At 68.2% G+C, this 15,308-nt stretch carries 20 protein-coding genes; 10 read left to right on the plus strand and 10 right to left on the minus strand.

Annotated elements, in window-relative coordinates; all coding sequences use genetic code 11:
* Nucleotides 1-81: 81 nt before the first annotated feature.
* The 3 genes from IEY36_RS11055 to IEY36_RS11065 all read right to left on the minus strand — a co-directional run bounded on the left by IEY36_RS11055 (nucleotide 82) and on the right by IEY36_RS11065 (nucleotide 1,431).
* A complete protein-coding gene (locus IEY36_RS11055) occupies nucleotides 82-243 on the minus strand; it encodes a DUF1328 domain-containing protein (RefSeq protein WP_188967128.1) in 162 nt (53 codons plus the stop codon).
* 127 nt (nucleotides 244-370) lie between these two features.
* Complete coding sequence (locus IEY36_RS11060) at nucleotides 371-568, minus strand: CsbD family protein (protein ID WP_188967129.1); 198 nt, start codon at nucleotides 566-568, stop codon at nucleotides 371-373.
* Nucleotides 569-708: 140 nt separating this feature from the next.
* On the minus strand, nucleotides 709-1,431 hold the full coding sequence (locus IEY36_RS11065) for a response regulator (RefSeq protein ID WP_188967130.1): 723 nt from the start codon (nucleotides 1,429-1,431) through the stop codon (nucleotides 709-711).
* Between the two features lie 62 nt (nucleotides 1,432-1,493).
* On the opposite strand from IEY36_RS11065, the gene IEY36_RS11070 reads away from it, so the two are divergent.
* The 5 genes from IEY36_RS11070 to IEY36_RS11090 all read left to right on the plus strand — a co-directional run bounded on the left by IEY36_RS11070 (nucleotide 1,494) and on the right by IEY36_RS11090 (nucleotide 5,003).
* Nucleotides 1,494-1,985 carry a sigma-70 family RNA polymerase sigma factor gene (locus tag IEY36_RS11070; RefSeq protein ID WP_229681251.1) on the plus strand — a complete coding sequence of 164 codons (492 nt, stop codon included), beginning with the start codon at nucleotides 1,494-1,496 and terminating at the stop codon, nucleotides 1,983-1,985.
* A gap of 189 nt (nucleotides 1,986-2,174) precedes the next feature.
* Nucleotides 2,175-2,786, plus strand: coding sequence for a sigma-70 family RNA polymerase sigma factor (locus tag IEY36_RS11075; protein WP_188967417.1), 612 nt, complete (start codon nucleotides 2,175-2,177; stop codon nucleotides 2,784-2,786).
* Nucleotides 2,786-2,989 carry a hypothetical protein gene (locus IEY36_RS11080; RefSeq protein WP_188967435.1) on the plus strand — a complete coding sequence of 68 codons (204 nt, stop codon included), beginning with the start codon at nucleotides 2,786-2,788 and terminating at the stop codon, nucleotides 2,987-2,989. Before IEY36_RS11075 ends, IEY36_RS11080 begins: the two co-directional genes overlap by 1 nt.
* Nucleotides 2,986-4,749: a sensor histidine kinase gene (locus tag IEY36_RS11085; RefSeq protein WP_188967131.1), complete on the plus strand. Its 1,764-nt coding sequence runs from the start codon at nucleotides 2,986-2,988 to the stop codon at nucleotides 4,747-4,749. The genes IEY36_RS11080 and IEY36_RS11085 overlap by 4 nt, the downstream gene beginning before the upstream one ends.
* Nucleotides 4,750-4,811: 62 nt before the next feature.
* Nucleotides 4,812-5,003, plus strand: a complete 192-nt coding sequence (locus IEY36_RS11090) for a hypothetical protein (protein ID WP_188967132.1) — start codon at nucleotides 4,812-4,814, stop codon at nucleotides 5,001-5,003.
* Between the two features lie 375 nt (nucleotides 5,004-5,378).
* Here the strand turns inward: IEY36_RS11090 and IEY36_RS11095 are convergent, their stop codons facing one another.
* The gene (locus IEY36_RS11095; RefSeq protein WP_188967133.1) at nucleotides 5,379-7,124 is read right to left on the minus strand and encodes an AI-2E family transporter; all 1,746 of its coding nucleotides are present in this window, start codon (nucleotides 7,122-7,124) and stop codon (nucleotides 5,379-5,381) included.
* A 118-nt stretch (nucleotides 7,125-7,242) separates the two neighbouring features.
* On the opposite strand from IEY36_RS11095, the gene IEY36_RS11100 reads away from it, so the two are divergent.
* Nucleotides 7,243-7,521 (plus strand): hypothetical protein, encoded by a 279-nt coding sequence (locus IEY36_RS11100; RefSeq protein ID WP_188967134.1) that lies wholly within the window; start codon nucleotides 7,243-7,245, stop codon nucleotides 7,519-7,521.
* Between the two features lie 5 nt (nucleotides 7,522-7,526).
* The gene (locus IEY36_RS11105) at nucleotides 7,527-7,952 is read left to right on the plus strand and encodes a hypothetical protein (RefSeq protein ID WP_188967135.1); all 426 of its coding nucleotides are present in this window, start codon (nucleotides 7,527-7,529) and stop codon (nucleotides 7,950-7,952) included.
* Between the two features lie 176 nt (nucleotides 7,953-8,128).
* Here the strand turns inward: IEY36_RS11105 and IEY36_RS11110 are convergent, their stop codons facing one another.
* On the minus strand, nucleotides 8,129-8,296 hold the full coding sequence (locus IEY36_RS11110; RefSeq protein WP_188967136.1) for a hypothetical protein: 168 nt from the start codon (nucleotides 8,294-8,296) through the stop codon (nucleotides 8,129-8,131).
* Nucleotides 8,297-8,453: 157 nt separating this feature from the next.
* Here IEY36_RS11110 and IEY36_RS11115 point away from each other — a divergent pair, with 157 nt between their 5' ends.
* Nucleotides 8,454-9,101 carry a PRC-barrel domain-containing protein gene (locus IEY36_RS11115; RefSeq protein WP_188967137.1) on the plus strand — a complete coding sequence of 216 codons (648 nt, stop codon included), beginning with the start codon at nucleotides 8,454-8,456 and terminating at the stop codon, nucleotides 9,099-9,101.
* Between the two features lie 154 nt (nucleotides 9,102-9,255).
* Here IEY36_RS11115 and IEY36_RS11120 read toward each other — a convergent pair whose 3' ends face one another.
* Together IEY36_RS11120 and IEY36_RS11125 are read right to left on the minus strand one after the other, a co-directional pair.
* The gene (locus tag IEY36_RS11120; protein ID WP_188967138.1) at nucleotides 9,256-9,510 is read right to left on the minus strand and encodes a hypothetical protein; all 255 of its coding nucleotides are present in this window, start codon (nucleotides 9,508-9,510) and stop codon (nucleotides 9,256-9,258) included.
* Nucleotides 9,507-10,175 (minus strand): structural protein, encoded by a 669-nt coding sequence (locus IEY36_RS11125; RefSeq protein ID WP_188967139.1) that lies wholly within the window; start codon nucleotides 10,173-10,175, stop codon nucleotides 9,507-9,509. Before IEY36_RS11125 ends, IEY36_RS11120 begins: the two co-directional genes overlap by 4 nt.
* Nucleotides 10,176-10,256: 81 nt before the next feature.
* Between IEY36_RS11125 and IEY36_RS11130 the strand changes: the two genes are divergently transcribed.
* Nucleotides 10,257-10,643, plus strand: coding sequence for a hypothetical protein (locus IEY36_RS11130; protein WP_188967140.1), 387 nt, complete (start codon nucleotides 10,257-10,259; stop codon nucleotides 10,641-10,643).
* A 169-nt stretch (nucleotides 10,644-10,812) separates the two neighbouring features.
* On the opposite strand, the gene IEY36_RS11135 is transcribed toward IEY36_RS11130, so the two are convergent.
* The 3 genes from IEY36_RS11135 to IEY36_RS11145 all read right to left on the minus strand — a co-directional run bounded on the left by IEY36_RS11135 (nucleotide 10,813) and on the right by IEY36_RS11145 (nucleotide 13,959).
* Nucleotides 10,813-11,190, minus strand: coding sequence for a phage tail fiber protein (locus IEY36_RS11135; protein WP_188967141.1), 378 nt, complete (start codon nucleotides 11,188-11,190; stop codon nucleotides 10,813-10,815).
* 28 nt (nucleotides 11,191-11,218) lie between these two features.
* Entirely contained in the window at nucleotides 11,219-13,156 is a 1,938-nt protein-coding gene (locus IEY36_RS11140; RefSeq protein ID WP_188967142.1) for a glycosyl hydrolase family 28-related protein, read from the minus strand.
* A gap of 152 nt (nucleotides 13,157-13,308) precedes the next feature.
* Entirely contained in the window at nucleotides 13,309-13,959 is a 651-nt protein-coding gene (locus tag IEY36_RS11145) for a hypothetical protein (protein ID WP_188967143.1), read from the minus strand.
* A 257-nt stretch (nucleotides 13,960-14,216) separates the two neighbouring features.
* Here IEY36_RS11145 and IEY36_RS11150 point away from each other — a divergent pair, with 257 nt between their 5' ends.
* The gene (locus IEY36_RS11150; protein ID WP_188967144.1) at nucleotides 14,217-15,308 is read left to right on the plus strand and encodes a polyamine ABC transporter substrate-binding protein; all 1,092 of its coding nucleotides are present in this window, start codon (nucleotides 14,217-14,219) and stop codon (nucleotides 15,306-15,308) included.

Below are 15,308 nucleotides of genomic sequence, written 5' to 3' on the forward strand. Positions count from 1 at the left end.
CGGCAGGGAACCGCCGGCTGCCCCACCCGGCCAGCCAATCAGGGTGCCGTCGTGGGGCAGCGTTCCGGTTTCCCGGTCACGTCACGCGAAGCCGCGTCCCGCTATCAGCGAGACCAGGAACAGCACCAGGAAAATCACGAACAGAACCTTCGCGATGCCGCTCGCGGCCGAGGCGATACCACCGAAGCCGAGCACGCCGGCAACGATGGCAACGACGAGAAAGATCAGTGTCCAGTAAAGCATTGGGTCTCTCCGTTGCGTTCCTGTGCCGATAACGCGGCGTGATGACGGGAAGTTGCACCGGAAAACGAGAACGCCGCCGGGCAACCCCGGCGGCGTCCTCAAGGTCGCTGTGGCACAACGCCGCAGGCTACAGCTGCTTCTCCCAGGACGAGACCTGTTCCTCGGCCTTGTCCTTGGCGATGCCGTAGCGCTCCTGAACACGGCCCACGAGCTGGTCGCGCTTGCCTTCGATAACCGTGAGGTCATCGTCGGTGAGCTTGCCCCACTGCTCCTTCACCTTGCCCGTCAGCTGCTTCCAGTTTCCGGCGATCATGTCGCTGTTCATTGCGTTCTCCTGCGTCTCGGCCACCGACGTGGTGGCCTCGATGCAGGAACGCCCATGCCCCGGGAGGGTTGCCCCCGAGGACATGTATCGTCGCCGTCGGGCCGTAGCACGATCTTTGTGGCGCGGGCCCGGACGTGCCTTCAGGCCGCCGGTAGTACCCGGGCGCCATGCACCGCCTGGAATGTTGCAATGGCCAGCGCAAGCGGCTCGAACGGCTTGCTGATGACGAAGGCGGGCTCGACGCCTTCCGCTGTCAACAGCCTTTCGGGATAGGCGGTGACGAAGATGACGGGCACCGACATCACCTCCTGGATGCGCGCCACCGCATGGCTGCCATCGCCCCCGCGACCAAGATTGATGTCGGCGAGGATCAGCCCGGGCCTCTTCTCGGCGGCGAGCCGCACGGCAGCCGCCTCGCTCGAGGCGATACCGACGACGCGATGCCCGCAGGTCTCAACCAGGCGCTTGAGATCGAGGGCGATGACAGGCTCGTCCTCGATCACCAGAATCTCGGTGGCCGCTGTTGCGCGCAGGGCGTTGCGCCCGGCTTCCACCTCCCGTTCGGCGACGGCGCGATCTATATCGAGGATGATCGCGGCATCGCCCAGAGTGAGGTCCTCGAGCGCCGTGAGCAACAGCAGATTGCGCTGCATCGTGTCGAGGCCCGTGTCGGATGGCACCGCCGGCACGGCGCGCGCGACCGCGGCATATAGCGCCAGGCGTGCCGGCACCTCGGGCAATGGCGCAGACAGCGCCGCGGCGACCAGCGCGTCGCCGCTGTCCCGCGCGCCGGTCAATGCCCGCGCGTAGCGCCGCGCATAGGGAAGCGCGCGCAGCAACTCCGTCTGGTCGATCGCGTTCATCTTGGCACCTTCTGGAACAGCACTATGGTCGGTTGGATGGTAACAGCGCACCGCGGCCGCGCATGAAACAGCAGGACAGCGCGTATCGCGAGGCCGTGGTGGCGCTGGTACCGCAATTGCGGGCCTTCGCGCGCTTTCTCGCACGTGACGCCGCGCGTGCCGATGACCTGGTGCAGGATGCCGTGGTGCGGGCGCTGGAACGGCAGGACGCCTGGACCGAGGGCACCGATCTGCGTGCCTGGACGTTCCGCCTGCTGCGCAATCTGTTCCTTGATCAGCAACGCCGGCGACGCGTTGAACAGCGCGGGCTGGCCGCAATGCCGACGCCACGGACCAACGAACCTGTCCAGACGGGGCGTGACGCGCTGCGCGACCTCGAATCTGCGATTGCCGCCTTGCCGCCGGCCCAACGGGAGGCGCTGATCCTGGTCGCTGCGCTCGAGCTGGATGTGGCGTCGGCCGCGATGATCACCGGGGTTCCAGAGGGAACGGTCAAAGCGCGTGTTTCGCGGGCACGCGCGACCCTGGCGCGTGTGTTCGGCGCGCAACGCTGATAGCCCGACCAATTCGGACCTGTCCGACCACTGCATGACAGGGCAACGTCCGTCATGAGCGGATCGTTTCATGCGGAAAATGCATATCAAACATGCAAAAATAGTAGAGCTGCGATGCAACCGGGGGACCGTGCCGACCGTTTGTTTGACATGAGCACGCACACCGAGATCCCCGATCAGACGGTTGTCATGAGCAATGCCGGCCCGTCTTTCCACGATGCCCTCGTGGCATTGCTGCCGAAGTTGCGGGTCCAGGCCCTGTCCCTGACGCGCAACCGCGCTGATGCCGATGACCTCGTCCAGGCGGCGGTCACCAATGCTCTCGCTGCCCAGGCCAGCTTCGCGCCGGGGACCAATTTCGGCGCCTGGATGTACCGTATCCTGCGCAATCGCTTCATCTCCGATCGCCGGCGCCGGCGCGAGACCATCGATATGGATGACGCGCCAGCCGAGGCCTTCGCACGCCCCGCCAGCCAGGAAGACAGCCTCGCGCTCGGTGAATTGCGTACGGAGATGGAGAAATTGCCGGCCGACCAGCGCGCGGCGCTGGTGATGGTGACGGTGCAGGGCATGTCCTATGAGGAAGTGGCAGCTGCGATGGGTTGCGCCGTCGGCACGGCTAAGTGCCGCGTCTTCCGCGCCCGCTGCACGCTCGAAGCCCGCTTGATGGGTGAACCCGAGCGGGGCGACAACGCGAAGCGACGCCGTGGCGCTGGCCCTGTGACGTCTGCGTCGCGTAGTGTTTCTCGCGATGCGAGGCGCGCCGATCAGGCGCCGCCGACGGTGCGGCATGGGATGTGATGGACGAGCCTGAAGACGAAAGGAAGGACAAGGTGAATGGCAGGACCGGCGCCTCGCGAGGCCGCGGCGCCAAGAAGGCTGTTCCCGATGCCGCTTTCGACATCTGGCTCCGGCGCGGCCTGCACCAGATGTTTGACGATGTGGCGCGGGAGCCGATTCCACCCGAATTGCTGCGGCTGATCGAGCAGGACCGCAGGAAGTGATCAATGGCGGCGCTCCGCCGCCGCCCAAGCCGCGCCGCGTCTGGACGCAGATGTTTGGCGGCGTGCGGGGCCGGCTGCTGGCGCTTGTGGCCGCGGCGACTATTCCGATCGCAGCCATTGCGGTCAGCAATGCCTGGTCCGTGTTCCGAACCGCGAGTTCGGCGGGTTTGCGCGACGCCATCGTCCTGCGCGAGGTCGCCGCCGCACGGCATGGCGCCGCAGTGGATGGGATGCGCGAGATCCTGACGGGCCTGGCGCGAACGCCTCGCCTGCTTGAGATGGCGCCGGAAGAGTGCGATCGGGAACTCGCCCATCTGCACGACCTGGCGCAGCTTCGCTATTCGAATTTCTGGTTGCTCGATCACGAGGGGCGGTTGCTGTGCAGCGGCCTGCCGGCAAGGCGCGGCCAGAGCTATGCCGGCCTCGATTATGTCGGCGAGATCCAGCAAGCGCGACAATTCGTGGTCGGCCAATTCACCATTGGCGCGCTGTCACATCGCGCTGTGTTGCCCGGCGCCGCGCCGATCCTGGACGCCGAAGGCAATTTGAGGGCGATCGTCGGGGGCAGCCTGTATCTCGACTTCTTCCTGCACCGAGACCGCGGGACGCCGATATCGGACGATAATGATGTGTGGCTGCTCGACGCCGACGGGTCTCTGCTGCCCCTGGGCTCGGCGCGCGCGCAGTCGTTGCCGCCGCCTGATATGCTGTCCGCTATGCTCGCCACGCGCGAAATGTCGGCGCTCGGCAAGGCCCGTGACGGCACGCAGCATGCCTGGTCGATCGTTGAGCTGGAACCGCGGCTGCGGTTGCTCGCCGGCATCTCGATGGAACAGGCGCAACAGGCAGCCTGGAGTGCTTTCGCGCATCGCCTGTTGGAACTCAGCCTGTTTCTCGCGGCGTGCCTGATCGCCATCCTGGTGGGGGTTGAACTCGGCGTGTCGCGGCCCCTGCGGCGGCTTGCCGAGCGGGTGCGTGACTGGGCACCGGGCCGGGCTCTCGCCGCGGATCCGCAGACCGGCGGACCCTTCGAGGTCCGCGAGCTCGACCGGGCGCTGCTGGCGGCCGCGGGCGCGCTGCAAGAACGCGAAGTGGCGCTGACCAGCGCGCTGCACCAGCGCGACCTGCTGATGGCCGAGATCCATCACCGCGTGAAGAACAACCTGCAGGTCGTCGCCTCACTGCTGAACCTGCAGGCGGACCGGCTGCGCAATCACGCCGCCAAGACCGAGTTCGCGGTCGCGCGCGACCGCGTGCAGGCACTCGCGACCCTGCACCGGCACCTGTATCTGCATCAGACATTCGAGCGGATATCGCTGCGTCCGTTCCTTGAGGAATTGTCGCGCCAACTCGGTGATGCGCTTGGTGCGGGGCCTGAATCGGGCGTGGATATCGAGATCGACACCGAAGATGTCGAGATGGGCTCCGACCAGGCCATCTCGCTCGCCTTGCTGCTCACCGAAGCGGTCAGCAACGCGATGCGCCACGGCTTTCCCGACGGACGTGAGGGACGGATCTTCATCTCCTTGCATATCGACGACACCGGCATGGCGCACCTGCTGGTCGAAGATGACGGGGTGGGGCTGGATGAGACGCCGGCGGACCTCGATGGCGATGGCCTCGGCATGCGCCTGATTGAGGGTTTTGCGAATCATCTTGGTGGTGTCGCGGAAATCTCCGGGGATGGCGGCACGCGCATCGTCGTTCGGTTCCCGCTGCATCGACGCGATGTCGAGGACACCATGCGCGGTGCGGCCTGAGCGCAGGCAACCCCGCCGGGGACAGGGCGTTGCACAGCTACAACCTCTGGATGGAATATCCGATGTCCTCGATTGCCCGTATCACCTGCGCGGCCATTCTGTTCGCGCTTCCGCTGGTCGCCTGTGATGGTGGTCCTGCCGAGAATGCCGGGGAACGTTTGGATCGCGCGGCCGAAGGCGTGCGCGATGCGGTCGACCCGCCCTCGGGCCCGATCGAGCGCGCCGGTCGCGCCATCGACCGCGCCGTCGACTGACGGCTGGCAACAATCCCAAGGTTGAAGGCCCGGCATTGCACACGCATACCGGGCCTTTCGCATTTGGCGGTGCTGCCGCCGCCGCGCGATACCACGCCTCGCTGGAGCATGTTCCGCCCAGTTTGGATCGGTATCGGCCGCACGCTGACGCGGCCATCTCGCGACCGCATCCTGGATGGTTAGCCGTGTAGGAGGGCAGCCTGATGCCATCTGATCGAAAAACGCTCTGGACGTCGATCGTGCCGATGAGGCGGGACGAAAGCTCAACGGCGCGTGCGCCGACGCTGCGACGGCGGCAACCCCCCCGTGCCGGGTGCCTCGATCGCGGCTGCTCGACCTCCAATCGTGGACTGGCGCGGCCGAGCAGCTGCTGCCTCAGGCTGGTGCGACCACGCCAAATCCCAGAGGCCGATCATCATCGTTGTCGACGATGGCGGCGCGCTGGACAGGGGCCTGCCCAAGACGCGAGGCCGCCGCCTCGACGCTACGGGCCACAGGATGGGGCGCGATGGCGGGCGCGAGTTGCATCGCCGCCGCCTCGTCGAGCGCCAAGCCAATGAGCTCACGCGCATCGCGTGACGCCTCCGCTCGCGCCCGCCGCAGCCTTGGCGCCGATACCGGCTGCGCCATACACAGCATGGCCACGGCGGCCACCTCGCCCTCCTCGGCCGCTCGCCAGCCGCGCAACCGTGCCGCCGCACTAGCCGTCGCGGCGAGGGCGCGGTCCGCTGGGCCGGCAATCGGGACCGCTCGCATGGCTGCCGCGCCCGGCGCCACTTCGACTTCGGCGACTAGGGTCGCGGCCAGAGCGACGATATCGGCGGCGATACGTCGCGCCGCCGGCGCCGACAATGTCCTGGCGGCACGATCGGCGGCCAGCGCCGTGATTGCCGGGCCAACCAAGTCGCGCAGCGTCGTCGCGATGCCTTCCGCTTCGGCGTGATCCTCGGCGATCTGCTGCGCACCCTCCGCATCCTCGGCGAGATAGCGCTGATAGAAGCGCAGCGGCGTGGGCAGGGCCTCGCCGTCGCCGAGCAGGATCTCGAGAAAGCCGAAGGCCGGGACGTGACGGCCGAGGATCGCGAGGCAGGCCGTGATCGGTGGTGCCAGCAGCAGGCCGATCGGCCCCCACAGCACCGTCCACAGTGCCGAGGACACCAACAGCGCGAGCGGCGAGATGCCGGTTGTTCGCCCATAGATCATCGGTTCGAGGACATGGGTGACCACCCCGTCGACGAGCGCGAAGAGCACGAGCACCAGCACCGGTTCCGTCCAACCCTCGCCCGTCGCGACAGAGACGAGCAGCGGCAGTGACACGGCGATCCAGGCGCCGAGGAATGGTATGAAGCGCAGCACGAAGGCGAGGACGCCCCATAGTGGCGCATTCGGCACGCCGATCAGCATGAGACCGACCCCCATGCCGACACCGAACAGGCCGTTGAGCAGCATCTGCATCAGCAGGTAGCGGCCGACACGCTCCGTCGCGTCCGCCATGGCGCGTGTCGTTCTGTTGAGGTCCTGCAGGCCGGCGAGGCGAAGGAAGCGGTCGCGCACATCCTCCCGCTGCATCAGCAGATATGCCATGAGCAGCAACGCCACCGCGAGTGAGGCGGCGGGTGCCGCGATCAGGCTCGCCATCTCGAGCAGCGTCTCGAGTGTGCCTCCACTGCCGACGCTTGAAGCGACCGGGGGCGCCGGCGCGAAGGTAACATGGCCGCCACCCAGCTCCTCGGCCAGGCGGCGCAGCGTACCGGCGGCGCGGTCTAGCACGCCGGAGCCTTCCGACACGGCGCGCAGCTTGGCGCGCAGGTTGGTCTCCCAATTGGGCAGGTCGGCCGCCAGGCTCAGCACCTGCGAGATCATCAGGAGCATGGTGGCGCCGATTGCCGACAGGCTGAGCAGCAGCAGCAATGCGACCGTGAGTGGCCGCGGCAGGCCGATCCGCTGCAGCATCCGTGCCGGAGGGATCAATACCACCGAGAGCAGCAGCGCCAGCGCCATCGGGATGAACACGTCGCGCCCGAGATGCAGCGCCGCCAGGATCATCAACGCGGCGATCAGCCAAAGCGGATCCGGACCGGCGGTCGTCGGCTCAGTCGGCTGTTCGTGTCCTGAAGGCATCGACGTCTCCCGCATTGCGACAGAAGGCGAACGCAACAGGTGCATCAGGGTTTCGCCGCGATGCAACTCTTGTCGGAGCCAGTCGTTGTGCTTCCGACAGACGCGAAAGGAGTACGCCATGACGAACGCCACCGATCGACTCGCCGAGGACACCAAGGATGTGGTGCGGAGCGAGATTGCCGCCCTGCGCGCGAAGGTCGAGGCGCTGATGGCCGAGCGGGTGACGCCGGCGCTCAGCGACGTCGCCGGCCAGGCCGAGGATCTCGCCAACGCGGCCGCGACCATGGCCAGGCGCCAGACCGACCACTTGGCCAACACGGTGCGCGCCCAGCCCTTCGCCGCGATTGGTACGGCGATGATCGCCGGCTTGGCGATCGGCTTGTTGATGCGCCGGTAGTCGCCGTGCGCCTGCTCCAGATGCTGGGTGTGGCGATGCAGGCGGAGGGGATTGTCCTGCGCCGCGAGATTCGCGGCACGGTACGTCAGGCCGGCTGGATCGCTTTCGCATTCCTGTTTGGCGTGGCGGCTGTCGTGACGGCGCACATCGCCGCCGTCACGCAGCTGATGCCGATCTACGGCATGGCGGCCGCCGCGGCGATCGTGGCGGTAGCCGATGTCGTGATCGCCGGCATCCTGATGCTGCTCGCACGCCGCCGCGTCGACCCGGTGGCCGAGGAAGCGCGGGCGCTGCGTGAGACGATGCTTGCCGCGATCACCACACGCGACCCGATGCGGGAAGCGTTGGGGTTGGCAATGCATGGCGGAGCGGCGCCACTGATCGGAGCCGTGGCGGCAGACGTCTTCACGGCTTGGCTCAAACGGCGTTGAGGATCGATGAGCGGCGCATCGACGGCGTCGCCCCTACGCTATCCGCCAACTCGTTGTTGGCAGTCGAGCGACGGGCAGCCGACTGCCGGTGACGCGTCAAGCCGGCCCTCTAGGAGCTGGCCGAGCATGCGGTACGGCCAGTGCCCAGGGGGAATGCCCTCGAGGCCGCGACTGCATCAGGCCGGCAAAGCGCCATCCACCATCGCCGTCAGCCAGCGCCCGGCCGGGTCCCGGTAGATCACCCACCACGGGTCGCCGGCACGCGACGGCTCGATTCCGTAGCGCGCGAGGCAGCGCCCATGTGGCGTGCGCACCGGGACGGGCAGGGTGAAGATCCGGAACATCGTTCATCTCCGTTTGCTCGATAACCATGACGGAAACGACCGAGCGCGCGACTGGTTGCGTCGCAAATGCGTCGAACGACCACAACCATCGTGGCGTTCAGGCGTTTTCCCAAAGACCGGCATGCGTGCCGGCACCACACAGCAGGAGAAGAACGCCATGACGAAATCCAGCCTGATGCTTCCTGCCGCGCTGGCCGCCGCGATGACGCTGGCGCCTGGCCTCGTCCTCGCGCAGGCGCGCGACGGGTCGACTGCGAACCCGCCCTCCGATGCCGTCGGCCGCACCATCGACCGGGCCACCGGCCGGCCGACCGTCCCCGACGGGCAGCCGGGCAACCCGCCGTCGACGGCGCTGGGCCGCACGACGGACCGCGCGCTGGGGCAGGCGACGAGCCCTGACGGCACCGGCAACAATCCGCCCGGTACCGCGGTGGGCCGCGTGCTGGAACGCGTGGGTGATGCCGTCACCTCCGCGACCGGCTCGGCCAGCCCGCCACCGGCGCGGACCGCTGCCACCCAGCAGGTGAGGCCAAGCAACCGCGCGAGCGGGATCATCGGCGCCAACATCTACAATGAGGCCGGTACCTCCATCGGCGAGGTCGAGGACCTGATCATCCAACGTGACGGCAGCGCCCCGGTGGCGGTGGTCTCGGTGGGCGGCTTCCTCGGCATGGGGGCGCGGCTCGTCGCGGTGCCGCTCGCCGAGCTGCGCTTCGCCGAAGACAATGCACGCTGGACGTTGCACGGTGCCACGAAGGAAAGCCTCCAGGCCCGCCCTGTGGTGAGCTTCGCTTCGCGCGGCTGACCCACCGCGCCCTCCGCGGGTTGGTCCGCGGAGGGCGCGAGCGTGCCGTCACCATCCGCAGAGCCGTCGTCCCGTCCGGTTATGCGCCAGGATCTGGCGCGCCGTATCCGGCGTCAGCCCATCCGATGCGCTGACTAGGATTGGCTGCCAGGCGTCACAGCCCTCGCTGCCAGTCCCGGCGCAGCTCGTCAGCAGGATCCCCAGAGCGATCCACGGCGCGGTCCACCTCATTCCTGATCTCCCGCGCGCGGGCGGCGCGCTCCTGCGTTGCGGTTCGTGCCGCGGTGCGCCCATCGCGCCGGCCGCCGAGATAGGCGCCAAGCAGCAGCACAAGCGCCGCCCCCACCGCCGCCATCCATCCCGCGGCCCGCGACCAAGCGGCGGTGAGCATCGCGACGATCATGCTCATGCCGCCCGTCGCGAGCGTTGCCAGATGAACCAGGCCGCCGCGGCGATGATCACCGCCGCCGCGATCCACGGTCCGAGCGCGCGGGCCAGTTCCGCTGCTTCTCCAAGATGCGGGGCGACTTGTGCCAGCGCATCGGTCACGGCGACGCCGCCTACCCCCACCGCGGCGGTGCCGGCGGCGGCGCGCGCGGTGCCGCTGTTCACGACGGCAGCGCGCCCGCCCGCGACCACGCCGGCCAGCCGCAGCCCGGCGTCGATGGTCGCGCGGTCATACGGATTGCCACCGAGCTCGTGGGTGATGATCGCCTCGACCAGGGGATGCAGATCCTCATGGCGATTCAGGTCGAGCGTGGCTCGCGGATGGCGGTCCATCTGTCGTGCCACCGCAGCGATGTAGGCCTCGGTGTTGTTCTCGGCCCCCGGTGCCCAGCGCGTGATAATGCCGCGGATGGTCCGCAGGCCGTGCCGGTCCTGATACGTCGTCAGCAACACGGCCAGGGCGCGGATGCCATATTCATGGGAGACGAAGCGCGCGAAGCGGGCGCGACTGCCAGGCGGTACCGTCTCAATCGGCGGGTCAGCCAGGCCTTGCCATCGATTGGCCGGCTGGTGGTCGATATTGCCCGGGTTGCGGTTGCGGTAGCCGCGGGTCTGACGGGGGTCCATGGGTCCTCCTCGGGACGTGCGGAAGGCTGGCCCCGGCCGATGGTTCCGGGGCATCCTTGGCTTATGGGCAGGGGTGCAGGGATGGTGGCGTTGCAGGCGGTGGCGCTCGGGTTGACAGCCGCGGCCGGCAGCGCAGCCGCGTCGTGCATCCATGTCGACCGCCATGCCGAGGCACGCGACGATGCGCTGGCCTTCACGGCCGGCATCCAGCGCGCGGTACGCATGCCGATCGAACGCGACAACAGTTGCACGCCCGACCTGCATGTCAGCTTCATGGTGGTGGAGTTGGCCGTCATCGCGGGGCGGGCCGGACGCGGCTATCTCGTCACTTATGCGGTCACCGATGAACGGGACGGCGATGTGCGACCGCATATGGGCGCGACCTGGGGGATGGACCGCACCCGGGCATTGCTGGATGCGGGCCTGTCGGCCGGGGCGGGAATACGCTCGCGCTCGCCCGGCTTCTAGACCGCGATGGCCGCAGGCGAGGATGCGCCGGAGGTCTGGATCACGCGATCAAACAATAGGTCAGAGCGTGGTGGGTGAACGAAGCTGAACCAATCACGCTCGAAGCGGCCGTTCGCGAGGTGCCGCTCCGGTCAGCACTTGGGCATGCGCCGCAAGGCACGCATCCGGTCTAGTCGGCGAGAACGGTCAGGCTCTCGGCCGGGATGGTGACGCTGCCGGCCGAGCCGAGCGTGGCCGGCGACCCGAGCGCTGCCCAGGCGAGCGCATTGCCGCCGGCCACCGCATCGAAAATGCCGATATGGGTCAGCGTGCCGGCGGCAGCGGTGAAGCCGAAGCGCAGCGATGCGGCATTGCGCTGTGTGCCACTGCCGGTGAAGGACGCCGGCTGTCGCGCATAGCCGGTTGCCGTCGCTGGTTCGCCAGTCAGCCCGGCCGCATCGGTGCCGCCGGTGCCAAGGGCGACCCAGACGGCGGTCGGCAGGGAAGGCTGGCGTCCCGTCAGGGAGCGGGCGAGCAGGTTCTTCGCGTAGTCGGTCAGCGCGGTCATGGTTGCTTGTCCTTTCCTGGCAGTGCCATCAGCTCACCACCACGCCGTCCGGCCAGCGCCAGTTGGTGCCATCGCTGACGGCCAGGCGCCGGTTGGACGACCCGTCCCAGACGTAGATCAGGCTGCGCGTGTAGGTCGCTGCCGCGGGAAGCGCCGTGACGCTGTAGGAGGGTAGCCGGAATGGCGCCGTGCTTTCGACATAGGTGGCGCCTTTGGGTGAGAGCTGCAGCGCCACCACGGTATCGGTGCCCTGGGCGATGAAGCGCGGCGTGCCCCCCGCCGCGGTGGCGTCGGTGCGGATGTAGTTGGCCGGCGTGCCGGTGGCGTTCACCTCGAAGGCGGTATTGCCGCGTGTGTGCAGCCGGACGGTCGAGGTGCCCTTGGCGGCGATCGCGAGCGCGATGTTGGTGTCGGTCCCCTCCGCCGAGACAGCGGGCGTGCCGGCGGTGGCGGCGGCCGTCACGGCGACGCGATTAACGCTGCTTGTCGGCGTGGTGACGCCGAACCCATGCGCACCCGATGCGCCGCCAAGGGTCACCGTGCCACCGGATGCGGCCCGCATCACCTCGACCCCGGCGATGGAGGCTGCAAGCTCCGTCGAGGATGGTGCGAAGAAGCCGTTGTCCGTGGCACCGATCATCACGCCGGGCCGGTCGATCCGGCCGGCCGGCGCGCCGAGGGCGACATGACCATTGGTGCCGCTGTTCATCGTCGGGCCGGCATTGCCATTGCCCAGCATGGCCGGGCTGCCGAGATACACGGCATTGGGCGTGCCGGAGGCGGCGTTGGCCAGATGGATCGCGGCCGAGCCGTCATTCAACTGGTTATAATACTCGGCACGGAAGGAAAAGATGTCGAGCCGATTGCCCGTTCCGTTCACGCGGATTGCGTTGCTCTGGGCATCGTCGACACGCAGATTGCCGACCTGCAGACGGGTATTGTTGCCATCGATGCGCACGCCCACGCTGCCGGTGAGCGGCGCGCCGCTGCCATTGAACAGTTCCGACTGCGTCGTGGCATTGGCGATCTGGCCGGTAACGCCATTGTTCTGGATCCAGATCGGGTACAGCGCGAAGTCGGCATAGAAGTTGCCGAGATAGAATTTCGCGACGGAGCCCGTGCCGCTGGAGACAAAGCGCAACACCGAGCGCGCGCCGAGGGCGAAGATGTCGTCCATGAAGATGCCGTCGACTCGGTGCAGTACGACGGTGTCGGTGTTCTGCTGCTGCCAGCGCACCACATCGTCATCCGCGCTGAAGAAGGGCCAGAAATGGACATGCTGGATGCGGCAGGTGTCGAAGGCACGATCGATCTCGATGCCGGCGGTGAACACCTGGCCACGCAGGCTCTCGATGTTCAGCCGCCCGGAATTGTCGCACCAGATGCCGCGATTGACCCCGACCAGCAGCAGGTTCTTGAATTCGACCGCGCCCTGGCAATCCTGCACACGGAAGACGAAGTCGTAATCCGTGGGCGCCCAGCCCGGCACCTGCGAGGCATTATGCGCCTGGCGCACCGCGAGGTTGCGCACGGTCGACCCGCGCGCCCCGCCGCCGGTGAACGTGAAGGGCGTGAAGCCGGTGGTGTCGATGCTGAGCCAAGTGCCGTCGGCGATCGCCGAACCTTCCGTGTAGCCTGCGCCCTGGAAGGTGATGGCGACGCTGTCTACCACGACGGGGCTGGCGAGACGGTAGGCATGCGGACCGAATTCAAGGATGCCGCCACCGGCTGAATTCATCGCGTCCACCGCGGCCTGGATGGCCGGCGCGTCGTTCGTCGTGCCGTCGCCGACAGCGCCGAAATCCCGCACATGGTAGGCGCGGTCGGAAAGGATGCCGCTGCGGAGCTGCGCGATGGTGGCCTGGCGCGTGACGGCGGAACCGCCACTGCCCTGGACGACGGGCAGCAGATCGCTATCCGCCGCCGTGCTGATTGCCGGCAAGGCGCTGATTTTCGTATCGGACATGAAGGTCTCCCTGGGGGGCTGGGGACGGGAAGGGGGAGGCGAGCCGGGCCGGTAAGCACAGGCTCTGGCGCCCTGCCCGCGGCCTTCGTTGCCTGCGCAGCGAAAGGCGAGGACCGGCAGGCCACGGGCCGCGGCAGCGTGGGATCAGGGCATCAGCGGAGCAGCATGACGCTGCTCTCGGTCAGCAGCCGGGCGCCTGCCTCGCTCAGCAGATGCGGAGGCTGAGCAACGGCGAAGGGTGGCGAGAGGGCGAAATTCGCCGGGTCGGCGGCATCGGCGGCCAGCAGATGGAAACCGTCAGCCGGCGCGGGTGCGACGAAGGAGGTCGTCGCGCGGCCAGCGACGACCGGCACCGTCAGCGCGGGCGCCACCTCCGCGCCATTCGACCAGCGGAAGTAGAAGGTGATCTGGCTGATCGGACCGGTGATGGTCGCGCCCGCCGGCAACGTATCGTCGGAGAACAGCACCGCGGGTGGTGCATCGAGTACGATCGCCCGTGGCACGACCGTGGCGGTGAGGGTCACATCGGGCCGCAGCGTCGCGGATCGGAGCAGGGCCGGCGCGCCGCCCGAAGCATCGACCGTTACGCCGCCACCCGCGATCGACCCGCCGCGGATCGGCACCATGGCTGTCGCATCCGCGGCCTGGACGATGACGATGTCGCCGGGCAGCAGGCGGTTCGAGGCCGGCGCAAAATAGCCGGGGGCCAGCACGCTCGCCCGGTCGTCATCGGTGCGGTAGTGCCACAGGGTAAAGCCATTCGCGGTGGTCAGCGCCGCAAGACCGCTGGAGAGGAAAGGCATGCGTGTCTCCTCGCCCGCGCGCGACGGAAGGCGCGGGCCTTCCGTCAGGGCGGGTGCTGGGGGGTCGGGCTGTCGGGAGTGGAGCCGGGGGCTGGCGTTGGACGCAATTCGCCCCGTGATGCGGCGTGAATACAGGAAGAATTACCAGGTGTCAAGGTTAATAGTCCTAGTTCTGCGAAGGCAAGCGGGGGATGGCAGGGAGCGCGCTCATCGCTAGTCTCGCCTGATCCGCCGACCGCTGCCCGAGGACCGCGCCGATGTTCCGACGCTTGCTGCCACTGTTTGCGCTGCTGCTGATGGCCGTGCCGGCCACCGCGCAGGACCGCGTACTGAACGTCTACAACTGGTCCGATTATATTGACCCCGAGGTGGTGGCCCGCTTCACGCGCGAGACCGGGATCCGCGTCCGCTACGATGTCTATGACAGCCTGGAGACGCTGGAGGGCCGGCTCTCGGCGGGGCGCTCGGGGTATGACATCGTCGTACCCACAAGCGAGCCCACCTTCGCCCGGCTGGTGCGCGCCGGTGCGCTGCGGCCGGTCGACCGCGCCGCCGTGCCGAACTGGACGAACCTCAATCCCACCCTGATGCAGCGCGTCGCGACGATCGACCCGGGCAATCGCCATGGCGCGATCTATCTGTGGGGGACGGTCGGGCTCGGCATCAGGCTGGATCGGGTGCGTGCCGCCCTCGGTGATGTGCCGCTCGACAATCTCGACATCCTGCTCAAGCCGGAGAATGCCGCCCGCCTCGCTGCCTGCGGCATCATGCTGATGGACAGCCCGACCGACGTGCTGCCCTCGGTGCTGCGCTGGCTCGGCCGCGACCCGAACAGCAGCGCGACCGATGACATGCGCGCCGCCGAACGGGCGCTGATGGCTATCCGCCCGCATGTGCGCGCGATCATCGCGTCATCCTCGATCCTCGACGCGCTCGCGACCGGCGAGGCCTGCGTCGCGCTGACCTATTCCGGTGACGTGATCCAGGCCGCCGCGCGGGCGCGGGAGGCGGGCCGCGGTGTCGAGGTCGGCTACGTCATGCCGCGCGAAGGTGCGCAGCTGTGGTTCGACATGATGGCGATCCCGGCCGATGCGCCGAACCCGGAAGCCGCGCAGCAATTCATCAATTTCCTGCTGCAGCCTGACGTGATGGCCGCCATCACCAACCAGGTTCGCTACCCGAATGCGGTGCCGGCGAGCCAGCCGCTGGTGAATGAGGCGGTGCGCAACGACCCGAACGTCTTCCCCTCGGCCGAGGCGCTGTCGCGCAGCTTTGTCGCCGGCACGCCGCCGCGCGAGGCGGTCCGTCTGCGCACGCGGCTGTGGTCGCGCTTCAAGGCGGGGCGGTAG

This window comes from Neoroseomonas lacus, assembly GCF_014644535.1.
Lineage (GTDB): Bacteria > Pseudomonadota > Alphaproteobacteria > Acetobacterales > Acetobacteraceae > Neoroseomonas > Neoroseomonas lacus.